At 69.1% G+C, this 20,516-nt stretch carries 22 protein-coding genes and 1 pseudogene; 10 read left to right on the top strand and 13 right to left on the bottom strand.

Translation table 11 applies throughout. The features are described 5' to 3' along the window. Positions 1–55: 55 nt before the first annotated feature. Positions 56–1,198 carry an acyl-CoA dehydrogenase family protein gene (locus tag ACFQ27_RS16485; RefSeq protein WP_374343172.1) on the top strand — a complete coding sequence of 381 codons (1,143 nt, stop codon included), beginning with the start codon at positions 56–58 and terminating at the stop codon, positions 1,196–1,198. A 71-nt stretch (positions 1,199–1,269) separates the two neighbouring features. Here the strand turns inward: ACFQ27_RS16485 and ACFQ27_RS16480 are convergent, their stop codons facing one another. The 3 genes from ACFQ27_RS16480 to ACFQ27_RS16470 all read right to left on the bottom strand — a co-directional run bounded on the left by ACFQ27_RS16480 (position 1,270) and on the right by ACFQ27_RS16470 (position 5,449). Then, on the bottom strand, positions 1,270–2,544 hold the full coding sequence (locus ACFQ27_RS16480; RefSeq protein WP_377354378.1) for a Xaa-Pro dipeptidase: 1,275 nt from the start codon (positions 2,542–2,544) through the stop codon (positions 1,270–1,272). Between the two features lie 86 nt (positions 2,545–2,630). Continuing rightward, positions 2,631–4,166, bottom strand: coding sequence for a N,N-dimethylformamidase beta subunit family domain-containing protein (locus ACFQ27_RS16475; RefSeq protein WP_377354377.1), 1,536 nt, complete (start codon positions 4,164–4,166; stop codon positions 2,631–2,633). Positions 4,167–4,180: 14 nt separating this feature from the next. Then, positions 4,181–5,449, bottom strand: coding sequence for an aminotransferase class III-fold pyridoxal phosphate-dependent enzyme (locus ACFQ27_RS16470; RefSeq protein WP_377354376.1), 1,269 nt, complete (start codon positions 5,447–5,449; stop codon positions 4,181–4,183). Positions 5,450–5,572: 123 nt separating this feature from the next. On the opposite strand from ACFQ27_RS16470, the gene ACFQ27_RS16465 reads away from it, so the two are divergent. From ACFQ27_RS16465 to ACFQ27_RS16435, 7 genes are all read left to right on the top strand, one after another. Further along, positions 5,573–6,217: a TetR/AcrR family transcriptional regulator gene (locus ACFQ27_RS16465; protein WP_374343180.1), complete on the top strand. Its 645-nt coding sequence runs from the start codon at positions 5,573–5,575 to the stop codon at positions 6,215–6,217. A gap of 73 nt (positions 6,218–6,290) precedes the next feature. After that, on the top strand, positions 6,291–7,550 hold the full coding sequence (gene otnK / locus ACFQ27_RS16460; RefSeq protein ID WP_377354375.1) for a 3-oxo-tetronate kinase: 1,260 nt from the start codon (positions 6,291–6,293) through the stop codon (positions 7,548–7,550). After that, the gene (locus tag ACFQ27_RS16455; protein ID WP_377354374.1) at positions 7,547–8,197 is read left to right on the top strand and encodes a class II aldolase/adducin family protein; all 651 of its coding nucleotides are present in this window, start codon (positions 7,547–7,549) and stop codon (positions 8,195–8,197) included. The genes otnK and ACFQ27_RS16455 overlap by 4 nt, the downstream gene beginning before the upstream one ends. 54 nt (positions 8,198–8,251) lie before the next feature. After that, positions 8,252–9,169 carry an acetylglutamate kinase gene (argB, locus tag ACFQ27_RS16450; protein WP_374343186.1) on the top strand — a complete coding sequence of 306 codons (918 nt, stop codon included), beginning with the start codon at positions 8,252–8,254 and terminating at the stop codon, positions 9,167–9,169. Positions 9,170–9,177: 8 nt separating this feature from the next. After that, positions 9,178–9,840, top strand: coding sequence for a pyrimidine 5'-nucleotidase (locus tag ACFQ27_RS16445; RefSeq protein ID WP_374343188.1), 663 nt, complete (start codon positions 9,178–9,180; stop codon positions 9,838–9,840). After that, complete coding sequence (dapD, locus tag ACFQ27_RS16440) at positions 9,840–10,667, top strand: 2,3,4,5-tetrahydropyridine-2,6-dicarboxylate N-succinyltransferase (RefSeq protein WP_374343190.1); 828 nt, start codon at positions 9,840–9,842, stop codon at positions 10,665–10,667. The genes ACFQ27_RS16445 and dapD overlap by 1 nt, the downstream gene beginning before the upstream one ends. 388 nt (positions 10,668–11,055) lie before the next feature. Continuing rightward, positions 11,056–11,436, top strand: a complete 381-nt coding sequence (locus tag ACFQ27_RS16435) for a hypothetical protein (RefSeq protein ID WP_377354373.1) — start codon at positions 11,056–11,058, stop codon at positions 11,434–11,436. A 3-nt stretch (positions 11,437–11,439) separates the two neighbouring features. On the opposite strand, the gene ACFQ27_RS16430 is transcribed toward ACFQ27_RS16435, so the two are convergent. Continuing rightward, positions 11,440–11,898 (bottom strand): hypothetical protein, encoded by a 459-nt coding sequence (locus ACFQ27_RS16430; RefSeq protein ID WP_377354372.1) that lies wholly within the window; start codon positions 11,896–11,898, stop codon positions 11,440–11,442. A 337-nt stretch (positions 11,899–12,235) separates the two neighbouring features. Here ACFQ27_RS16430 and dapE point away from each other — a divergent pair, with 337 nt between their 5' ends. Continuing rightward, the gene (gene dapE, locus ACFQ27_RS16425) at positions 12,236–13,390 is read left to right on the top strand and encodes a succinyl-diaminopimelate desuccinylase (RefSeq protein WP_377354371.1); all 1,155 of its coding nucleotides are present in this window, start codon (positions 12,236–12,238) and stop codon (positions 13,388–13,390) included. Here dapE and truA read toward each other — a convergent pair. Then, positions 13,363–14,121 (bottom strand): tRNA pseudouridine(38-40) synthase TruA, encoded by a 759-nt coding sequence (gene truA / locus ACFQ27_RS16420; protein WP_374343199.1) that lies wholly within the window; start codon positions 14,119–14,121, stop codon positions 13,363–13,365. The genes dapE and truA overlap by 28 nt on opposite strands. A gap of 1 nt (position 14,122) precedes the next feature. Continuing rightward, a complete protein-coding gene (gene fmt, locus ACFQ27_RS16415; RefSeq protein WP_377354370.1) occupies positions 14,123–15,049 on the bottom strand; it encodes a methionyl-tRNA formyltransferase in 927 nt (308 codons plus the stop codon). Positions 15,050–15,135: 86 nt separating this feature from the next. Between fmt and ACFQ27_RS16410 the strand changes: the two genes are divergently transcribed. Beyond that, positions 15,136–15,459 carry a cell surface protein gene (locus tag ACFQ27_RS16410; RefSeq protein WP_377354368.1) on the top strand — a complete coding sequence of 108 codons (324 nt, stop codon included), beginning with the start codon at positions 15,136–15,138 and terminating at the stop codon, positions 15,457–15,459. Here ACFQ27_RS16410 and ACFQ27_RS16405 read toward each other — a convergent pair. The 7 genes and pseudogenes from ACFQ27_RS16405 to ACFQ27_RS16375 form a co-directional block, all read right to left on the bottom strand. Further along, on the bottom strand, positions 15,456–16,349 hold the full coding sequence (locus ACFQ27_RS16405; RefSeq protein ID WP_377354367.1) for a hypothetical protein: 894 nt from the start codon (positions 16,347–16,349) through the stop codon (positions 15,456–15,458). The two genes, ACFQ27_RS16410 and ACFQ27_RS16405, sit on opposite strands and share 4 nt — an antisense overlap. 383 nt (positions 16,350–16,732) lie before the next feature. Next, complete coding sequence (def, locus tag ACFQ27_RS16400) at positions 16,733–17,242, bottom strand: peptide deformylase (protein WP_374343207.1); 510 nt, start codon at positions 17,240–17,242, stop codon at positions 16,733–16,735. Positions 17,243–17,274: 32 nt separating this feature from the next. Beyond that, the gene (locus tag ACFQ27_RS16395; RefSeq protein WP_377354366.1) at positions 17,275–18,507 is read right to left on the bottom strand and encodes a DNA recombination protein RmuC; all 1,233 of its coding nucleotides are present in this window, start codon (positions 18,505–18,507) and stop codon (positions 17,275–17,277) included. 40 nt (positions 18,508–18,547) lie between these two features. After that, positions 18,548–18,838: a GIY-YIG nuclease family protein gene (locus ACFQ27_RS16390; RefSeq protein WP_377354365.1), complete on the bottom strand. Its 291-nt coding sequence runs from the start codon at positions 18,836–18,838 to the stop codon at positions 18,548–18,550. A 234-nt stretch (positions 18,839–19,072) separates the two neighbouring features. After that, a complete protein-coding gene (gene recR / locus ACFQ27_RS16385; protein ID WP_374343213.1) occupies positions 19,073–19,675 on the bottom strand; it encodes a recombination mediator RecR in 603 nt (200 codons plus the stop codon). A gap of 1 nt (position 19,676) precedes the next feature. Then, positions 19,677–20,000, bottom strand: coding sequence for a YbaB/EbfC family nucleoid-associated protein (locus tag ACFQ27_RS16380; RefSeq protein WP_374343215.1), 324 nt, complete (start codon positions 19,998–20,000; stop codon positions 19,677–19,679). Between the two features lie 9 nt (positions 20,001–20,009). Next, positions 20,010–20,516 (bottom strand): annotated as a pseudogene (locus ACFQ27_RS16375) (DNA polymerase III subunit gamma/tau); the annotation flags it as partial.

Raw genomic sequence — 20,516 nt, 5'->3', positions numbered from 1 at the left:
GTGACGCGGCGGCAGGCCGCTAGATGCGCGGCAGAGACCCTGCAGGAGCCCCGAGATGATCTCCACCGAAGGCCGCGTCGTCTACGACGAGGACATGAACCTGTTCCGCGACCAGGTTCGCAAGTTCTTCGACAAGGAACTGGCCCCCCACCTGGACGCCTGGGAAGAGAACGGCGTGGTCAGCCGCGAGTTCTGGCGCGCCTGCGGCGAGGCCGGCCTGCTGTGCCCCGGCGTGCCCGCCGAGTACGGCGGCCTGGGCCTGGACTTCCGTTACAACGCGGTGATCGACGAGGAGCTGGCCTATTACGGCTCGTCGGCCGGCATCACCCTGCAGTCCGACATCGTCGCCGACTACATCGCCCACTACGGCTCCGAGGAACAGCGCCAGCAGTGGCTGCCGAAGATGGTCTCGGGCGAGGTGATCACCGCCATCGCCATGACCGAGCCGGGCACCGGCTCCGACCTGCAGGGCGTGCGCACCACCGCCCGCCGCGAAGGCAATGAGTACGTGGTCAACGGCTCCAAGACCTACATCACCAACGGCCAGAACGCCGACCTGGTGATCGTGGTCGCCAAGACCGACCAGAACGCCGGCTCCAAGGGCATCTCGCTGATCCTGGTCGAAGCCGGGCGCGAGGGCTTCAAGAAGGGCCGCAACCTGGACAAGATCGGCCAGAACAGCGCCGACACCTCCGAGCTGTTCTTCGAAGATGTCCGGGTGCCGATCACCAACTGCCTGGGCGAGGAAGGCCGCGGCTTCGCCTACCTGATGAACCAGCTGCCTCAGGAGCGCCTGGGCATCGCCGTCTCGGCCATGGGCGGCGCGCAACGGGCCTTTGACGAGGCGGTGAAGTTCACCAAGGAACGCAAGGCCTTTGGCCAGAGCGTGTTCGACTTCCAGAACACCCGCTTCACCCTGGCGGCCCTGAAGGCCAAGCTGCAGGCCGGCTGGGCCCACCTGGACTGGTGCACCGCGCGCCACCTGGAAAAGAAGCTGACCGCCGCCGAGGCCTCGGCCGCCAAGCTGTTCCACACCGAGCTGCAATGGGAGATCTGCGACGCGGCCCTGCAGCTGCACGGCGGCGCCGGCTACATGAACGAGTACCCCATCGCCCGCCTGTGGCGCGACGCCCGCGTCCAGCGGATCTATGGCGGCACCTCGGAGATCATGAAGGAAGTGGTCGCCCGGACCATCTGATCCGGTCCCCTTTCGCGCATGAAAAAGCCCCCGGCCGCGAGGCCGGGGGCTTTGTCGTTTCAGGCCCGGGCTTAGGGGCGCTTGACGGTGTCGCCGCCCTTCATGACGAAGACCGGGTGCTGCATCAGGGTGATGTCCTTCAGCGGATCGCCCTTCACGCCGACCAGGTCGCCATAGGCGCCGGCCTTGACCTGGCCCACGTCATTGGCCTGGCCCAGGGCCTCGGCGGAGGTGATGGTGGCCGACTGCAGGGCCTGCAGCGGGGTCGCGCCCCACTGGACCATGGTCGCCAGCTGCTTGGCGTTGTCCCCGTGCGGATAGACCCCGGCGTCGGTGGAATAGATCATCTTCACCCCGGCCTTCAGGGCCTTCTGGTAGTTCTGGCGCTGGATCAGGGCGATGTCCCGGTCCTTCTGCAGGTTCTCTTCCAGCACCCCGTTCTTGGCGCCTTCGGCCTGGGTGTAGTCGGTGTTGTAGATGTCCATGCCGAAGTAGGTCCCCTTCTGCAGGGCGAGCTTGATGCCTTCGTCATCGACCAGGCTGACATGCTCGATGGTGTCGACCCCGGCGAGGATCGAGGCCTTGATGCCCGAGGCGCCGTGGGCGTGGGCGGCCACCTTCATGCTGGCCATGTGGGCCTCGTCCACCACCGCCTTGATCTCGTCGAAGGTCATCTGCTGGGCGCCAGGGGAATCGCCGCGGCTGAACACGCCGCCGGTGGCGCAGATCTTGATCGCCTGGGCGCCGTACTTGCGCATCTGGCGGACCATGCGGCGGGCCTCGTCGGGGCTGTCCGCCACCGCCGGGCTCTTCTCCTCCATGGAGGGCGGGAAGAAGGTCGAGTCACAGTGGCCGCCAGTGGCGCCGATGGCGTTGCCGGCCGGCACGACCCGCGGCCCCTCGACAAAGCCGTTGTCGATGGCCTGCTGTAGGGCGACGTCGGCGTAGAAGTCCGCGCCCACATTGCGAATGGTCGTGAAGCCCGCCTCCAGGGTGTCCTTGGCGTGCTTGGTCGAGATCACCGCCCAGAAGCTGTCGGTGAACAGCAGCGAGTTGTAGCCGCTGAACAGGGGCGAGGAGGTGATGTGGGTGTGCATGTCGATCAGGCCGGGCGTCAGGGTCACGCCGGGCAGGTCGACGCGCTCGGCGTCGGCGGGGACCGCGTCACCCTGCTTGCCCACCGCCTTGATCCGGCCGTCGACGATCAGCACCAGCGGCTTGTCGAGAGTCTTGCCGGAGGCCACGTCCACCAGGTGGTCGGCGGTGACCGCGACGGTCTTGGCGAGGGCGCTGGTGGCCGAAAGGGCCGCGAGGGCGACGGTGGTGAACAGGGCGGAAAGGCGCATGAAATGTCTCAACAGGCGTAACAAGGACGGCGAAGCTAGCACGCCCTGTTGCCGCGTCGAGCCGGGACCGTCCCGGGCTGCGCGCCTCAGGCCAGGTTGGCCGGCCTGGCCAGCACGTTGCGAGTGATCTGCTCGACAAACGGATCCCGCGCCGCCAGGCCGTGGGCCCACTCGGTCGTGCCGCTGTTGAACACAAAGCCGCGCCCGCGCTCGAAACTGGCCATCACCGCATGGCCGCGCAGCACGCGGGCCTGTCCCGCCGGACTGGCGTCCCCGAAGGCGATCTCGGCCACCACGTCCAGCTGCTCCGGTGGGATCAGGGGCGCATAGGGGCTGTCGACCTCCGCAAAGGCCGCCGGCGCCATGCCGATGATCTCCAGGTTGTCAGGCACCCCCAGCCGCGACACGGGGGCCGGCAGGCCGGTATCGTCGAAGGTGATCGCGCAGCCGTCGTTCTCGTAGCCGATCAACGGGACCTGATCGCCGATCACGTCGCCCCAATAGAGGTCCGCGCCTGCAAGCGCCCAATGGTCGGGGCGATAGATGGTGAAGCCGCCGGCCCCCCGCGCCACGCAATTGCCTAGCCGGTGATAGCCGCCGAAGATGAAGCTCAAGCCGGTCATGGTCGCTTCCGGCCGGCCGAACAGCGGGTGCGACCACAGATGCGTCGCGGCAAGGCCATCGGGCGCCTCGGCCTCCAGGCCCTTCCACTTGTGGCAGATCATCCGGCGGCCGCCGTCTTCCCAGCGCACCTTCCAGAAGGCGGTGTTGCCCGACAGGATGATCAGGGCCCCGCCGCGGTCGGTGAAGGCCTCGACCACGTCGCGCTGCGGTCCGGACCAGTACTCGCTGTGGCCCACATGGATCACCCGCTCATAGGGGTCGAGCGCGTCGGGCTCGGCGTCCAGGTCGTGGTCGGTCAGGTAGTCGAAGGTGCGCCCCTCGATCCCTTCCGCCCAGCGGACATAGACCTCCTCCCACTTCTGCAGGAACCCCGCCGAGCCGTCATAGGGGCTCTGCCGGTGGTCGCGGGACCAGGCGGAATCGGCGCCCGCCCAGGGCCGGCGCTGGAAGCCGCGCTTGGTCATGTTGACCAGTCGGGGCATGCCCGGCGGCGGGGCCAGCAACATCTGGGCGAAGGGCCGCTGGGTGGACAGGACGCCGACCGCGCCCTCCATCGCCTGCGGCAGCGGGACACCGCCCTCCATCAGGGCGGCGACGTCGCAATAGGCGTTCTGGCCGCCCCAGTAGTTGTAGGCGTGCCAGGTGTTGGTGGTCAGCACCAGCACCTCGCGCTGTTCGCGCCCCCTGGCCGCGCGCACGCAGAGGAAATGGTGGGCCGTCTCGCCCGCCGCGTCGGTGACGGCGATGTCGTAGTAGCCGCTGCGCCAGTCCGCCCCAACGGTGATCGCAACCGCCGCCGGCCAGTTGCAGCCGGCCGAGACGGCGTCCGCCGGGGTCGGATGGTCGCCGACCGCCACGCCCTCCAGGCGCAGGACCACCGTCCGTTCCGCCCCGACCCTGGCGATCTCCACCGACACCGGGCCGTGGTCCCCGGACGCACAGAGCCCGAAGCTTTCACCGGGCCGCAGGCTGGTGCGGTCCGCGTAGCAGGCGATCATGACGGCGCTCCAGCTTAGGCGACGAGGAACTGCATCTTCGGCACCGGCCCCAGGGTCGGCGCTTCCTTGCGCAGCTGGGTGAAGGCGCGCTCGGCGGCGTCCAGGGTCAGGTCGATGTCCGCGTCGGTCATGGCCGCGCACAGGAACATGTTGTGCCAGGGGTGCATGTAGACGCCCTGGTCCAGCATGTGGCTGCACCAGGCGAAGCCGAACCTTTGGTCCCGGTCATCGTCGAACAGGAACAGGGGCATCTGCACCGGGCCGGTCTGGCGGAAGCCGAAACCCGCGGCGTCAGCCCGCTCGGCCAGGCCGTCGCGCAGCCGCTGGCCCAGGCGCACCGTGTGCTCCAGATAGTCGGTCTCGCGGATCAGGCGCAGGGTCTCGATCCCCGCCGCCATCGGCGCGGCCTGGTACCAGTAGGAGCCGGTGACATAGATGCCGGCCGCGGCCTTGCGCAGGTGCTCGGCGCCCAGCAGGGCCGAGATCGGGTGGCCGTTGGCGATGCACTTGCCCCAGCTGGACAGGTCCGGCTGCACCCCGATGGCCGACCAGCTGCAGTCGCGGGCCAGGCGGAAGCCGGCGCGGACGTCATCGACAATCAGCACGGCGCCGGTCTGGTCGCAGATCTCCCGCGCCCGGCGGGCATAGGCCAGGTCCGGGTCGGACTGGTCGACGAAGGCGTCATGCTTGATGGGCGCAGCGAAGATGGCCGCCAGGTCGTCACCAGCCTGCGCCGCCGCGGCGTTGAGGCTGTCGATATCGTTGTAGACGCAGAAGATCTGGTGTTCCCGGTCGCTGGGCGTCGTGCCGGTCCGCTGCGGCGTGCACCAGGGCGCGGCCCCGTGATAGGCGCCCTTGGCCAGGATCAGCTTGCGCCGGCCCGTGTGGGCGCGGGCCGTCATCATGGCCATGGAGGTGGCGTCCGTGCCGTTCTTGCAGAACATGGCCCAGGCGGCGTGGCTGACCATGCCCACAAAGGCCTCGGCGTACTCGACCATCCGCGCCGTCGGCCCGGTCAGGGTGTCGGCCACTTCGAGCTGCTTCACAAAGGCGGCGTTGACGCTCGGGTGGCCGTAGCCCAGCAGGTTCGGGCCATAGCCGCACATGTAGTCCAGATAGGGCTTGCCGTCCGCGTCCCAGACCCGCGCGCCCTCGGCCCGGCTGAAGAACTGGGGATAACCGTCGGGCAGCCGGCCCACCGACTGGTGGCCGTACATGCCGCCGGGAATCACCGCCGCGGCCCGCTCCAGCAGGTCCTTCTGCACGCTGTCGCCTTGGGCCATCTCGGTCTCCATTTTTGGGGTCGATCAAGAACGATAATTATAGCTATCATTAAGCGCGCGGATCGGCGGCGATTGCAAGCCGATTGGTTGCTTGGATCAGGTCGCAGACTTAAAGCCGGAACCATGCCCCCCCAGGACACAGGTGCGAGCACGCCGGCCAAGGGCCCCAGGAAACGGGTCGCGCCCCGCCAGGAGCGCAGCATCCAGACCTATGAGCACCTGCTGGACGTGGCGGGCCACCTGCTGGCCGAGGTGGGTGTGGAGCAGATCTCCACCAACCTCATCTGCGCCCGGGCGAACATGACGCCGCCGGCCCTCTATCGCTATTTCGACAACAAGTACGCGGTGCTGGCGGCGCTGGGAAAGCGCCTGCTCGATCGCCAGAACGTGGTGCTCTACGCCTGGCTGGACACCTATGCGCCCAAGGGCCTGCGGGCCATGGGCGAGGCCACCGAGGAACTTTTGCTGAAGACCCACGAGGTCACCCGCAGCCAGCCCGGGGCGATCTGGACCTTGCGGGCCCTGCGCGCTGTGCCCCAGCTGGCCCAGGTGCGGATCGACTCCCACCGGGAAGCCGCCGACCGGATGGTCCAGGCCTATGCGCCCCTGCTGCCCGACATGGCCGCCGACGTCCTGTGGCGCCGGGTCCGGATCTCCATCGAGCTCGGCTATTCCGCCGACGAGATGCTGTTCGAGGAGGGCCGGCTGGAGGTGTCGGACATCATCAAGGACACGGCCGCGGTCCTGAAGCACGCCCTCCTGCCCTGAGGCGGGCCGCAAGTCGGCGCTTCAAATTTCGATAATGATCGCTATCGTATCGGCTCGCTAAGAGGATGCGCCCATGTCCAGGCCGGTGTTCGGCGCCATCGCAGACGACTTCACCGGCGCCGTCGAGTTGGCGGCCATGCTGGCCTCTGGAGGCGCCCGCGCCGCCCTGCTGACCGACCTGTCCGCGCGGCCCAGCGACGTCGACGCCGTGGTCATCGCGGTCCGCTCGCGGGTGGAGCCGCCGGAGGTCGCGCTGACCCAATTCACCCAGGCTCTGGATGCGCTGGAAGCCATCGGGCCGCGCCAGTTGTTCTTCAAGTACTGCGCGACCTTCGACAGCACCGACCAGGGCAATATCGGCAATTGCGCCGACCTGCTGGCCGAGCGCGCCGGCGCGCCCAGCCTGCTGTTCTGCCCGGCGTTCCCGGAGGTCGGCGTCACCGTCTATACCGGCCACCTGTTCGTGCGCGGGACCATCGTCTCGGACTCGCCCAAACGGCTCGATCCCCTGACCCCCATGACTGATCCGGATCTGCGCCGCGTGCTCGGCCGCCAGACATCGCGGGGGGTAGGCCTGCTGCCCTGGACCACGATCCAGTCGGGCGCGGACGCGGTCCGCAGCCATGTGCAGGCCCGGACGGCGCGGGGCGCGCCCTACCTGATCGCCGACACCCTGACCGAGGCCGATCTTGAGACCCTGGCGCAGGCGACCTGGGACTGGCCGGCCATGACCGGGGGCTCCTCGGTGGCGGCCTGTTATCCGCAGATCTGGCGCGCCCGCGGACTGACCGCCGCTGAGCCCTACGCCCCGACCGCCGGCCGCTCCGGCGCGGGCGCGGTGCTGGCCGGCAGCGTCGCGGACCAGACCCTGGAGCAGATCGCGGTCTTCGAGCAGACCCGGCCGGTGCTGCGCCTGGACCTGCTGGCGGAGGGCGACCTGGCCGGCCAGGCCCTGGCCTGGGCCGACAGCCGCCTCCCCGGCGGCCCCATCTGCATCACCACCGCCACCCCGCACGCCCGCACCCAGGAGATCCAGGACCGGCTGGGCGTGCTGGGCGCCGCGCGCAAGGCCGAGGCGATCCTGGCGCAGGTGGCCGTGGGCCTCGCCGCGCGTGGGGTCGAGCGCCTGGTGGTGGCAGGGGGCGAGACCTCCGGCGCCGTCGTCCAGGCCCTGGGGTTCCCGCAGCTGAAGGTCGCCCCCTATCAGGGGCCAGGGATGGGGCTATGCTCGGTGGAGGTCCCCAGGCCGATCAGCCTGTGCCTGAAGTCCGGCAAGCTGGGCGGACCGAACGCCTTCCATGAGGCCCTGACCCAGATGGAGCAGCCGCATTGACCGGGCACCTCAAGAGCGCCGTCGCCGAGAGCTATCGCCGCCTCTCGCAGCTGGGCCTGAACATCGGCAGCGCCGGCAATGTCAGCGCCCGCGTCGGCGACCGGGTGCTGATCACCCGCACCGGCGCCACCGACGCCATCGACGCGGACGGCGTGGTCGAGATCGACCTGGACGGCGCCTATGAGGGCGATCTCGCCCCCTCCAGCGAGTGGGAGATGCACACGGCGATCTACCGCGCCGCCCCGCGCGCGGCGGCGGTGGTTCACACCCATTCCGACGCCTGCACGGCCCTTGCCTGCCTGGGCGAGGGGCTGCCGCCCTTTCACTACATGGTGCTGGGCTTCGGCGGGCCGGACGTGCGCTGCGCGCCCTACTTCACCTTTGGCACGCCGGCGCTGGCGGCCGCGGCCGCCGAGGCGATCCAGGACCGCACCGCCTGCCTGCTCGCCAATCACGGCATGATCTGCCACGGCCGCAGCCTGGAGGCGGCGGTCGCCACGGCCCTGCGCCTGGAGACCCTGGCCCGCCAGTACCTCATGGCCCGCGCCGTCGCGCCGCCCAAGCTGCTGTCGCCGGAACAGGTCGCCGAGGCCCAGGAGCGCTTCAAGACCTATGGCCAGCCGAAGGCGGGTCGTCGCATCGCGTGACAGGGGGGCCAGGGTCCGCTATCGGAGCGCTCCGACCGGATGGAGGCCGCACCCTTGAGCGACAAGACCCAGGATCTCGAAGACAAGGGGTGGGCGACCGCCAGGACCCTGGCCGAGGCCCTGCCCTTCATCCAGCAGTACGACCGCGAAACCGTGGTCATCAAGTACGGCGGCCACGCCATGGGCCAGGAAGAGACCGCCAAGCTGTTCGCGGCTGACAGCGTGCTCCTGAAGCTGCTCGGCCTGCATCCCGTCGTGGTGCACGGCGGCGGGCCGCAGATCTCGCGGATGCTCGAGAAGGCCGGGGTGAAGTCGACCTTCATCGACGGCCTGCGGGTGACCGACGAGCCGACCATGGAGGTCGCCGAAATGGTGCTGTCGGGCGCCATCAACAAGGAGATCGCCAACTGGATCACCCTGGCCGGCGCCGAGGCTGACGTGCGCGGCGTGGGCCTGTCCGGCAAGGACGCCGGCCTGATCCAGGTCGAGAAGGTGGTCCGCACCAAGTCCAAGGGCGGCATCGAGGAAGTCATCGACCTGGGCTTCGTCGGCGAACCCACCAAGATCGATCCCCAGCTGATCACCGGCCTGATCCACGCCGACCACGACTACATTCCCGTCATCGCACCCATCGGGGTGTCCAAGGACGGCGAGACCTTCAACATCAACGCCGACACCGTGGCCGGCGCCCTGGCCGGCGCCCTGAAGGCCAAGCGGATGCTGCTGCTGACCGACGTGGCCGGGGTGCTGGGCGGCGATGGCGAGCTGATCCGTGAAATGACGGTGGCCCAGGCCAAGCAGGCCATCGCCGACGGCGTCGCCACCGGCGGCATGATCCCCAAGCTGGAAACCGCCATCGCCGCGGTGGAATCCGGGGTGGAAGCCGTGGTCATCCTCGATGGCCGCCGGCCGCACGCCATGCTGGTGGAGCTGTTCACGGAGCACGGCTCGGGCACCCTGATCACCCGCTAGAGCCGAAGATGTCCGCCGACCTGACCCATATCGACGTCTGGCTGTTCGACCTCGACAACACCCTCTACCCGGCCGAGAGCGGGTTCATGGGCGACGTCGAGCGGCGGATGACCGAGTTCGTGGTCAAGGTCACCGGCCTGCCCCGGGACGAAGCCTTCGCCCTGCAGAAGAAGTATCTGGCCGAGCACGGCCTGACCCTCGGCGGACTGATGAAGCACCACGGCGTGGCGCCGGAAGAGTTCCACGCCCTGTTCCACGACCTGTCCCTGGACGTCCTGGCCCACGACCAGCCTCTGTTGGACGCGCTCGAGCGCCTGCCGGGCAAGCGCTACATCTTCACCAACGCCGACGGCTTCCACGCCGAGCGGGTGCTGGCCCACCTGAAGCTGGACCACCTGTTCGACGAGGTGTTCCACGTCCATTCGTTCGGGTTTGCACCCAAGCCCGACCCGTTGGGCTTCACCCGGATGATCGAGGCCCATGGCCTGGATCCCGTGGCGACCGCCTTCTTTGAAGATTCCGAGCGCAATCTGAAGCCGGCCCACGACCTGGGCATGACCACCGTGCTGGTGGGCGCCCATGCGCCGGCCTCGGCCGCGCCCTTTGTCACCCACAGAACCGAGAAACTCGCGCCCTTCCTGGCCGGGGCGCGTCTGAAGGAAACCGCCTGATGTCCCAAGACCTGAAGTCCGTCATCGAAGCCGCCTGGGAAAACCGGGACGCCGTCAACGTCCAGACCACCGGCGAGGTCCGCGAGGCCGTGGACGAGACCCTGAACCAACTGGATTCCGGAACCCTGCGCGTCGCGAGCCGCGAGGCCGACGGGACCTGGGTGACCCACCAGTGGGCCAAGCAGGCGATCCTGTTGTCCTTCCGCCTGAACGCCAACCAGCTGATCGATGCGGACGCCCCGCACCCCTACTGGGACAAGATCCCGCTGAAGTTCACCGGCTGGGACGCCGCCCGCTTTGAGGCCGCCGGCTTCCGGGCCGTGCCGGGCTGCGTCGTCCGCCGCGGCGCCTACATCGCCAAGGGCGTGATCATGACCCCGTCCTTCGTCAACATCGGCGCCTATGTCGATGAGGGCACCATGGTGGACACCTGGGCCACGGTCGGCTCCTGCGCCCAGATCGGCAAGAACGTGCACCTGTCGGGCGGCGCGGGCATCGGCGGCGTGCTGGAGCCCCTGCAGGCCAACCCGACGATCATCGAGGACAACTGCTTCATCGGCGCCCGCTCCGAAGTGGCCGAGGGCGTGATCGTCCGCGAAGGCTCTGTGCTGTCCATGGGCGTCTACCTGACTTCGACCACCCCGATCATCGACCGCAAGACCGGCCAGGTGACCACCGGCGAGGTGCCGCCCTATTCCGTGGTCATGTCCGGCTCGCGGCCCAGCCCGCACGAGGGCATGCCGTCGACCTACTGCGCGGTGATTATGAAGACCGTCGACGCCCGCACCCGCTCCAAGACCTCGATCAACGAGCTGCTGCGCGACTGACCCCGCGCATCCCGCCTGAACGTCCAGCCCCGCCGGTCCCCGGCGGGGCTTTTCGTTTGCGCCCTGGGCGAAATTCCCGCGGGGCACGAATTCGTGTCCCCATAATGGGTTTACACGCACTTCTCGCTAAAATAGTAGATGCGTAAGGTCTTATGACCTTGAGGTGCACTATTCGTGACACCCAAGGACAGCACACACAACCTTGATTCAAGTTGGTGCGGTTAACGGATGAGCTCCTTTCCTTAACCTTCCAGCTTAATCTTCTCTTAACCGGGGGGCGCATCCCGGAAGGAATACGACGGTGATTGGAATCAACTCGAACAGGATTTCCGGACTGGCGACGGAGGCAGCCCTAGAGGCGCCGACACCCGGCTATCTCGACCAGGATGTGTCCCGCTTCTTCTACCGCTGGGGCGGTCACCTCTCGACCACCCTAGTGCGCATTCGGTCGCGCTTCGCCGGCGACCTGGACCAGTACCTGCTCTACCTGGTGTTCATCCTGGCCGACCTGTCGCAACAGATCGCCCGCGAGCGCAGCTTCGCGCCGGCCGAGGGGCCCGAGCACCGCGGGCTGAATGCGCTCAGCCTTTCGGAGATCACCCAGATCCCGCGGGAGACCGCCCGCCGCAAGCTCCTGGCCCTGGCCGAGCGCGGATATCTCAACCGCGACGACGAGGGCCTGTTCACCCTGGCCGACCGCTACGGGATGGATGAGTTCTTCTCCGACCTGCGCCCGCTGTTCTGGGACGCCGTGAAGCTGGAGCGCTAGCCCCTAGCCCTCCATCCATCGCCACAGGGCGCGGATCGACAGGGCCCGCATGGCCGCGTCCTCGCTGTCGGGGACGGGCAGGCCGGCCTTCTCCAGGCAGTCGTTCAGCGCCAGGGGCTCGCCCCGCGACAGCCGGATCCCGCGCCGCCGCGCCACCTGCTGGAAGCGGCGCCAGGCGCATTCCACCGAGGCCGCAGACGCCACCGCCTCGTAGGGCAGCAACCCGCCCTGAAGCACCCGGTGATAGGCCACCAGGGTCGCCCCGCCGCACAGTCGGGTCATCAGGTACTCGAACGCCTCCGGGTCCAGGGGCTGGACCGCAAGGTCCTCCGGCAGGGGCGGCGCCAGCATGGCCACCGGACTGGTCGACCGGGCGCAGGCGCTCAGGACCACCGTGCCGCGATCATCCACAAAGGCGTATTGCAGGATGTGATGCGCCCCATCACTGCCCAGCGAGCGCACGGCGAAGTACAGGTGTTCGCTGGCTGAAACCTGATGTCCGCCAAATCGCGGCGCCCAGGACCTGGGCTCACGCCGGTCTCCACCGTGATCATCAAAAGACTTCGCTGAGAACGCCTGCGCCAGCGCGGGCAGTAAGGACGGCTTTCGCTTTCCGAATACGATGGGTTGCATGACCGATCTCCTTGTGTGGAGCGATCATCGCCAACCTGATCTTGCGAGTACAGGCTCGATATTCCCATAACGAGTTGATTTATATGGATTAATCTTCCCATTCCGGGCGCGAGGGCTTGCGCGGCGCCAGTTGCCCGGAACGCGCCTGGGCTTTACCAGCAGGGCCATGTCCAGCCTCGATCCCGTCGCCCTCACCCAAGACCTGATCCGCCGCCCTTCGGTGACCCCGGCCGATGAAGGCGCCATGGATGTGGTGGAAGCCACCCTGAAGGCCCTGGGCTTTTCCTGCCGCCGAATGAAGTTCGGCGAGATCGAGAACCTCTATGCGCGCTTCGGGATCGCCCGGCCGAACCTCTGCTTCGCCGGCCACACCGACGTGGTGCCGGTGGGCGACGCCGCGGCCTGGAGCCGCGAGGCCTTCGCCGCCGACATCGTCGACGACATCCTGATCGGCCGCGGCGCGGTGGACATGAAGAGCGCCATCGCCGCCTTCGCCGCCGCCACCGCCAAGGCCATCGCCGCCGACCAGGTGAAGGGCTCGATCTCCTTCCTGATCACCGGCGACGAGGAAGGCGTGGCCACCCACGGCACCAAGATGGTGGTCGAGGCCCTGGCCGCCGAGGGCGAGATCATCGACCACTGTGTGGTGGGCGAACCCACCAGCGCCGAGACCTTTGGCGACATGGTCAAGATCGGCCGCCGCGGCTCGATCAATGTCGAGATCGAGGTCCAGGGGATCCAGGGCCACGTGGCCTATCCGCATCGGGCCGCGAACCCGGTTCCGGTGCTGATCCGCCTGCTATCCGCCCTGCAAGCCCGCGTGCTGGACGAGGGCTATACGGACTTCCAGCCGTCGAACCTGGAGGTCACCACCATCGATGTGGGCAATCCGACCACCAACCTGATCCCGGCGACCGCCAAGGCGCGGCTGAACATCCGCTTCAACCCGGCCCACAAGGGCGCCGACCTGGCGGCCTGGATCCAGGCGGAAGCCGACAAGGCGGTTGAGGGGTTCCCCGGCAAGATCGTCCTGAAGCCGGCGATCAGCGGCGAGGCCTTCCTGACCGAGCAGGGCCCGTTCACCGAACTCGTCGCCGACGCCGTCGCCGATGTCGCCGGCCAGCGCCCGGACCTGTCCACCACCGGCGGCACCTCGGACGCGCGCTTCATCCGCGCCCTGTGCCCGGTGGTCGAGCTGGGCCTCGTCGGCAAGACCATGCACTCGGTCGACGAGCGTGCGCCGGTGGCGGAGATCCGCCAGCTGCAGGCGGTCTATGAGCGGCTGATCGCCCGCTACTTCGGAACCTTCGGCGCGGCGTAGGACACCCCCGTCAGGTAGAGCCCCTCGGCCGGCGCGACAGGCCCGCAGGCCTTGCGGTCCCGCGCCTCCAGCGCCGCGGCGACATCGTCGGCGCTCCAGCGGCCCACGCCGACCTCGGCCAGGGTGCCGGTCATCGACCGGACCTGGCGGTGCAGGAACGAGCGCGACTCGAACACCAGGTGGACTTCCTCGCCCACCCGCGACACCCGGGCCACGTCCAGGGTCTTCCAGGGCGACTTGGCCTGGCATTGCAGGTCGCGGAAGGTGGTGAAGTCGTGGTGGCCGACCAGGACCTGGGCGGCATGATGCATCGCCTCGGCGTCCAGCGGCTTCTTCACGTGCCAGACTCGGCCCCGGTCCAGGGCCGGCGGCCCCATGCGGTTGAGGATGCGGTACAGATAGCGCCGCTCGGTGGCCGTGAACCGGGCGTGCCAGTCGCCGATGGCCTCCTCGGCCTCCAACACCACCACCGCCTCGTCGATCAGGTGGGCGTTCAGCGCATTGCGCACGGTCTCGACCGGCCAGGCCTTGTCCAGGTCCACATGCACCACCTGACCGGTGGCGTGGACGCCGGTGTCCGTGCGGCCGGCGGCCTGCAGGCGCACGCTCTGGCCGGTGAAGGCCAGTACGGCGCGCTCCAGGGCGCCCTGGACGGTGGGCAGCTCGCCTTGCGCCTGGAACCCCTTATAGGGCCGGCCGTCATATTCGATGGTCAGGCGGTAGCGCGGCATCTCAGGCCAGCACTGTTCCCGCCGCCACGGGGAAGCCCCGCAGGAAGGTCTCGGCGTCCTGCGGCCCCTTGCCCTCACGCTGGACCTTCAGCAGCCGCACCGCCCCGTCCGCGCAGGCGATCAGCAGGCGGTCGTCCAGCACCTGGCCCGGCTCCCCCTGGCCGGCCTCAACCCGCGACAGCAGCGCCTTGACCCGCACCGGGCCCTTGTCGCCGGCCAGTTCGAACCAGGCGCCGGGGAAGGGCGAGAGGCCGCGGATCTTGCAGTCGATCTCGACGGCGGGCCTGGCCCAGGTCAGCCGGGCCTCCTTGGGTCGGATCTTCTTGGCGTAGGTCGCCCCCTCCTCCGCCTGGGGGACGGCCACAGCGGTCCCCGCGGCGATCTTCGGCAGGGTCTCGACCAGCAGGGCGGCGCCGGCCGCGGCCAGCTTGTCGTGCAGGGTGGACGCCGTGTCCTCGGCCGTGATCGGCAGGCGAGCCGTCGCCAGCACCGGCCCCTCATCCAGCCCCTCGGTCATGCGCATGACCTCGGCGCCCGTCTCGGCGTCACCCGCCATGATCGCCCGCTGGATCGGGGCGGCGCCGCGCCAGCGCGGCAGCAGAGAGGCGTGCAGGTTGTAGGAGCCCAGTCGCGGCGCCTCGAGCACCTCAGCCGGCAGGATCTGGCCGAAGGCCACCACCACGGCGGCGTCCAGGTTCAGGGCCTTGAAGGCGGCGATCGCCTCGGGGTCGCGCATGGAGACGGGGTTGCGCACCTCGATCCCCAGTTCGGCGGCGCAGGCGTGGACCGGCGACGGCTTCAGCTCGTGGCCGCGACCGCGCGGCGCGGGGGGCTGGGAATAGACCGCGACGATCTCATGGCCGGCCTCGGCCAGGGCGGCGAGGCAGGTGACGGCGAAGTCCGGAGTTCCGAGGAAGGCGAGGCGCATGGGCGCGGTTTAGCCGGGTCGGAGCCGCGAAGGAACCTTCCGAACCGCCGCGCCGTTCAACAGCCACGTCTGATCGGAGCCCCGCCATGCGCCCCATCCTGCCGCTCGCCCTCGCCGTCGCCGCCGCCCTCAGCCTGGGCGCCTGCTCCCGCCAGGACCAGGCCGAGACCCGGTCGGACCTGCAGGCCGCCGCCGACAAGACCGCCCAGGCCGCCAAGGACGTGGCGAGCAGCCCCGAGGTGCAGGAGGTGAAGGGCGATGTGAAGGACGCCGCCCGCGACGCCGGCGCCGCCGCCAGGGATGTGGCCGCTGACACCAAGGACGCGCTTCGGGACGCCGGCGCGGACCTGAAGTCGGGCGCCGCCGAGGCCAAGGCCGACCTGGACAAGCATACCGCCCCGAAGGACTAATCGCCCGCGGCCTCGCTCAGCCGCGCCTTGGCCCGGCCGACCACCCGGCCGACGCCGAGATAGATGATGGCGAAGAAGGTCAGCAGGGCCTCGCGCAACTGCGGCTTCAACAGCCACAGCCCGTCCCGCGACAGCCGCTCCAGATAGCCCGCCTCGCTCAGGTCGCGCAGGATGCTCAGCACGTGGCTGCGCGACACTTGGTAACGCTTGGCCAGGGCGGCCACGGAGATTTCGACCTCGGCCTCGCTGGCGAACAGGGCGCCAGGCTGCGCGGCCGACTGGATGATGTCCCACAGGATCAGGATGCCGGCGGTGCGCACCGAGAGCTTGTTGATCGGGTCCAGGTCGGCGCGGGGATTGCTGGCGGCGTGGATCACCTCCTGGCCCAACACGGCCACCAGGGTCCGGAACACCTCCGGCTCATCCAGCCGGGCCAGCACGCCATTGAGCCCGTCAACGACCAGGGTCGCCGACCCCAGTTCGATCCGCAGGCGCCGGCGGAAGGTCTCGACCATTTCCGGGGTGGGGACATAGCGCCGCTGCACCCCCGTGCCACTGCCCTCCTCGCGGTCGACGTAGCCGATGGCCCGCATCCGGAATAGCACCGCCGTCGCCGTCCCAGCGCTGATCACCCCGGTCTGGCCCGACAGGGCGCGCAGGCGCCGGTGGGTGAGCCCGCCGGTCGCGTCAAGGTAGAGCGCCACGAAGCACAGGATCAGCCGCCCGACGTCGCGGACATTTCGGTGCAGGACCGGGTTCTCGTGAAAATAAGCCAACGCGCCGCCCACGGAGGCGCGCATGGCGGCGTCCATGGCTGGATTTGCGCGGATGGATGGGAGGAGCGTCTCGATCTCGCCCTCGTCCACGGAAGTGCCGTACTCAAAGTCCATACTGCCCCGATATCGCTCAACTGGCGAGTGCACGCCGGGTTCAAGCGTGGAGATGCCTCACCGTTACAAAAATTGCCATGCCCTCGTCGTGACTTTCGATGCTACCGCCCGTGGCGTTCACGCGTGAATGACCCGGATCAAGGGCGGCCGCACAGGCGGCAGGCTCGATATCCGCACGAAACCTCGTCGCGAGACCGCACCCACCGGCGGCTCTCAACCACGACGGGCGTCGCTTCGGCGGCGATGGCGACCGGCGATGATCTGGCCCCTCACGAAGGCCGGTAGCCGGGATCGGGCTTGGGGAGCTCGGTCGGGACGAGCCCAAGGGGAAAACCGTGTTTCCCCGGACCGCTCGTCCCTGCTTGCCCTTGCGCGCAAATGCGTCAGGCGGCGCGGACCTGCTTCTTCACCTTGGCGACGGCGCGGTCGCGCTTCAGGCGTGACAGATAGTCGATGAACAGCACGCCCTTCAGGTGGTCCATCTCGTGCTGGATGCAGACGGCGAACAGGCCCTCGGCCTCCTCGACCACCTCTTGCCCCTGATAGTTCAGGTACTTGAGCTTGACCTTGGCCGGGCGCTCGACCTCGTCATAGATGTCCGGCACCGACAGGCAGCCTTCCTCGTAGGGCTGGGTGTCGTCCGAGGCGTCCAGGATCTGCGGATTGACGAAGTAGCGCGGCTGCTTCTCCTCGTCGGGGCCGGCCAGGTCCATGACGATGACCTGCTTGGGCACGCCGATCTGGATGGCGGCCAGGCCGATGCCAGGCGCCGCGTACATGGTCTCCAGCATGTCGTCCATCAGCGCGCGCAGCTCGTCATCCACCCGCTCGACGGGTTGGGAGACCTGCTTCAGGACAGGGTTCGGGACGACAAGGATCTCACGGATAGCCATGCGATTTCAGGTAGGTCAGCGGCCCTTGAGCGTCAAGGCGGCGGGATGTCCTCGCTCGTCGACAGCTTGGACAGGGCCCGCACGCCGCCCTCGACCGCCGGCAGCTCCGGAATCTCCTTGGCCTCGTGGTCGACCTTCAGGTCCGCGAAGCGCCGGGCCTGGGTCAGGACCTGGGTCTCCAGGGACCCGACCATCTGGTTGTAGCGGCCGACGGCGGCCTCGAGCGCCTTGCCGACCGAGGCGGTGTGGCCGCCCATCACCGACAGGCGCTTGTAGAGCTCGCGGCCCAGCTTGACGATTTCCTGGGCGTTCTTGGCCTGCTCCTCGACCCGCCAGCCATAGACGACGGCCTTGCACAGGGCGAACAGGGTGGTGGGCGTGACCACCAGCACCCGCTTGTCCATGGCCTCGGTCATCAGGTCCGGCGCGCGTTCCAGGGCGGCGGCCAGGAAGCTGTCGCCGGGAATGAACATGGCCACGAAGTCTGGCGAGCCCTGGTTGAACTGGTCCCAATAGGCCTTGGCCGACAGGCCCTGCATGTGGGCGCGCACGCTCTGGGCGTGGCGGGCGTAGGCGGCGTCGCGGGTCGGCTCATCCACCGCGTCCTGGGCCTCCAGGAAGGCGTTCAGGGAGCACTTGGCGTCGATGACGAACACCGCACCGCCCGGCAGGCGCACGGTCACGTCCGGCCGCCGCCGCCCCTCGTCGGTGTCGGTGGAGGTCTGTTCTGTGAAGTCGTAGTGGGCGGCCAGGCCCGCCGCCTCCAGCACGTTGCGCAGGGTCTGTTCGCCCCAACGCCCCTGGACGCCCGCCCCGCGGCGCAGGGCGCTGGACAGTTTGCGGGCCTCGGCCTGGGTGGCGGCCGAGGCCTCCATCAGCTGGCTGATCTGCTGCTTCAGGCCGCCGGTGTCCTCGGCGCGGATCTTCTCCACCGCCACCACCTGTTCCTGGAACTTGGCCAGGGTCTCGGCCACCGGCTTCAGCTGGGCCTCCAGCCGCAGCTGGGCGGCCTCTTCCCGGCCCTTGAAGGTCTCGTCGGCGCGTTTCAGCAGCTGCTCGGCGATGGCGTTGGCGGCCTCGGCCTGGATGAAGGCTGCGTTCTTGGCCCCCTGCTCCTCGATCAGCCTGGCCCGCGCCGCCAGGTCCTGCAGCTCCCAGGCCCGCGCCTCCGCCCGATTGGCCCGCCCCCGCTCCATCAGCGCCCAGGCGAAACCGATCACGGCGGCGAATAGGCCCAGGAGGGCCAGGAGAAGTTCGGCGTTCATGCTGCGTTCTTACTTGGAGTCTCGGGCGCTCCCAAGCCCCTCAGAGCTCCATCATGGCGGGATAGAGGTCTCCCCAATGAGGGTTGTCCTGCTCAATGAGATTGACCTTCCAGTCCCGTCGCCAGCGCTTGAGCTTCTTCTCGAAGGCGATCGCGGCGGTGACTTCGCCAAAGCTTGTCCAACAGACCAGCCGGTCGACGCCGTAGCGCCGCGTGAAGCCTTCGGCCTCCTTGGCCTTATGCTGCCCGACGCGACGCACCAGGCTGTTGGTGACGCCGACATAAAGCGTCCCATGCTGACCGCTGGCGAGCATGTAAACGTAGTAGGGCATGGAGATTTCTACCCATAAGAGCACCAAGTGTCATCCCGCATGGAGCGGCGCAGCCGCGGAAGTGCGGGACCCAGATGCGCGGGGCACGGGGAGTTCGCGCGGCCGCAAGCGCAATGGGCGTCCTGGCAAGCTCAGGGCTTCTGGGTCCCGCACAAGCGCTGCGCGCTTTGCGGGATGACACCCTAAGAGCTGCCCCCGCCTGCGCGGGGATGAGCGGAGGTGGGAGAACCCCGCCTAAGCCGGCCGCCGCGCGCGCATGGCCTGGGCGATGGTGCCGTCGTCGAGCCAGTCGAGTTCGCCGCCCACGGGGACGCCGCGGGCCAGCATGGTGACGGCGACGCCGGTTCCGGCCAGGGCGTCGGCGAGGTAGTGGGCCGTCGTCTGGCCGTCGACGGTGGCCGGCAGGGCCAGGACCACTTCCTTGACCTCGCCGCCAGACACCCGCCCGACCAACTGGCCGATGCGCAGGGCGTCAGGCCCCACGCCGTCCAGGGCCGACAACAGCCCGCCCAGCACGTGATAGCGGCCGCGGAAGGCCCCGGCGCGTTCCATGGCCCACAGGGCGCCGACCTCCTCGACCACGCAGATCAGCGAGGTGTCGCGGGCCGGATCGGAACAGACGGCGCAGGGGTCCTGAGTGTCCAGCGCCCCGCAGGTTCCACAGGTCTTCACCCGCGCCGCGGCCTGGGACATGGCGTCGGCCAGGGGCAGCAGCAGGGCTTCACGCTTCTTCAAGAGCGCGAGCGCGGAGCGGCGCGCCGAGCGGGGGCCTAGCCCCGGCAGCTTGGAGAGCAGGCTGATCAGCCGCTCGATCTCGGGTCCGGCCGAGGCGGCCAAGTCAGAACTTCAGGCCGGGGATGCCCATGCCGGCCAGCGGCCCGGCGGCCTCGCGCATCAGGTCCGCCTGTTTGGCGTCCAGCTTGCGCTTGGCGTCGGCGTGGGCGGCGACGATCAGGTCGGAGATCACCTCACCCTCGCCGGGGGCCAGCAGGCTCTCGTCCAGCTTCACTTCGGCCAGTTCGCCGGAGCCCTTCAGCACCACCGTGACCATGCCGCCGCCGGAGGTCCCCTCGACCACCATCTCGGCCAACCGCGCCTGGGCGTCGGCCAGCTTCTGCTGCATGGCTTGGGCCTGCTTCATCAGGCCGCCCAGATCCTTCATGGCGTACTCCTAGTCCTCGTCGTCTTCCGGCGCCTCGGCGACCGAGGCCGCGTCGGGCAGCGGGGTGTTGCGAATGCTGATGATCTCGGCGCCGGGGAAGGCCTCCATCACCGAGCGGACGAAGGGGTCCTGCTCGATCTGGGCGCGGACCTCGCGCTCCTCGCGCTTCTGGCGCTCCCACAGGCTCTCGGCCCCGCCGCCGCCCTGGGCGGCGATCAGCCAAGGCTGGCCGGTCCATTCCTTCAGCCGCGCGACCAGGCGCTGGGCGAGGTTGGCGGGCGCGCCAGGCGCCGGCTCAAACTCGATGGCGCCGGGCCGGAAGCTGACCGGCCGGACAAAGCGCTCGACGTCAAGACGCAGGGCGATGTCGCGCTTCTTCTCGATCAGGGCCAGGACGTCAGCGAAGCTCTGCAGCTGGGGCGGCGCCTCGGGCGCGGCCTGGGGCTGCGGCATCATCCGGGCCTGGGCGGTCACGCCGCCACCCCCTTGCGCGCTGGCGCCGCCGCCACCGCCACC

Source organism: Phenylobacterium conjunctum (genome assembly GCF_042679085.1).
In the GTDB taxonomy this organism is placed as follows: domain Bacteria; phylum Pseudomonadota; class Alphaproteobacteria; order Caulobacterales; family Caulobacteraceae; genus Phenylobacterium; species Phenylobacterium conjunctum.
Note: the sequence above shows the minus strand (reverse complement) of the source record. Positions and strands in the feature narration are given on the sequence as shown.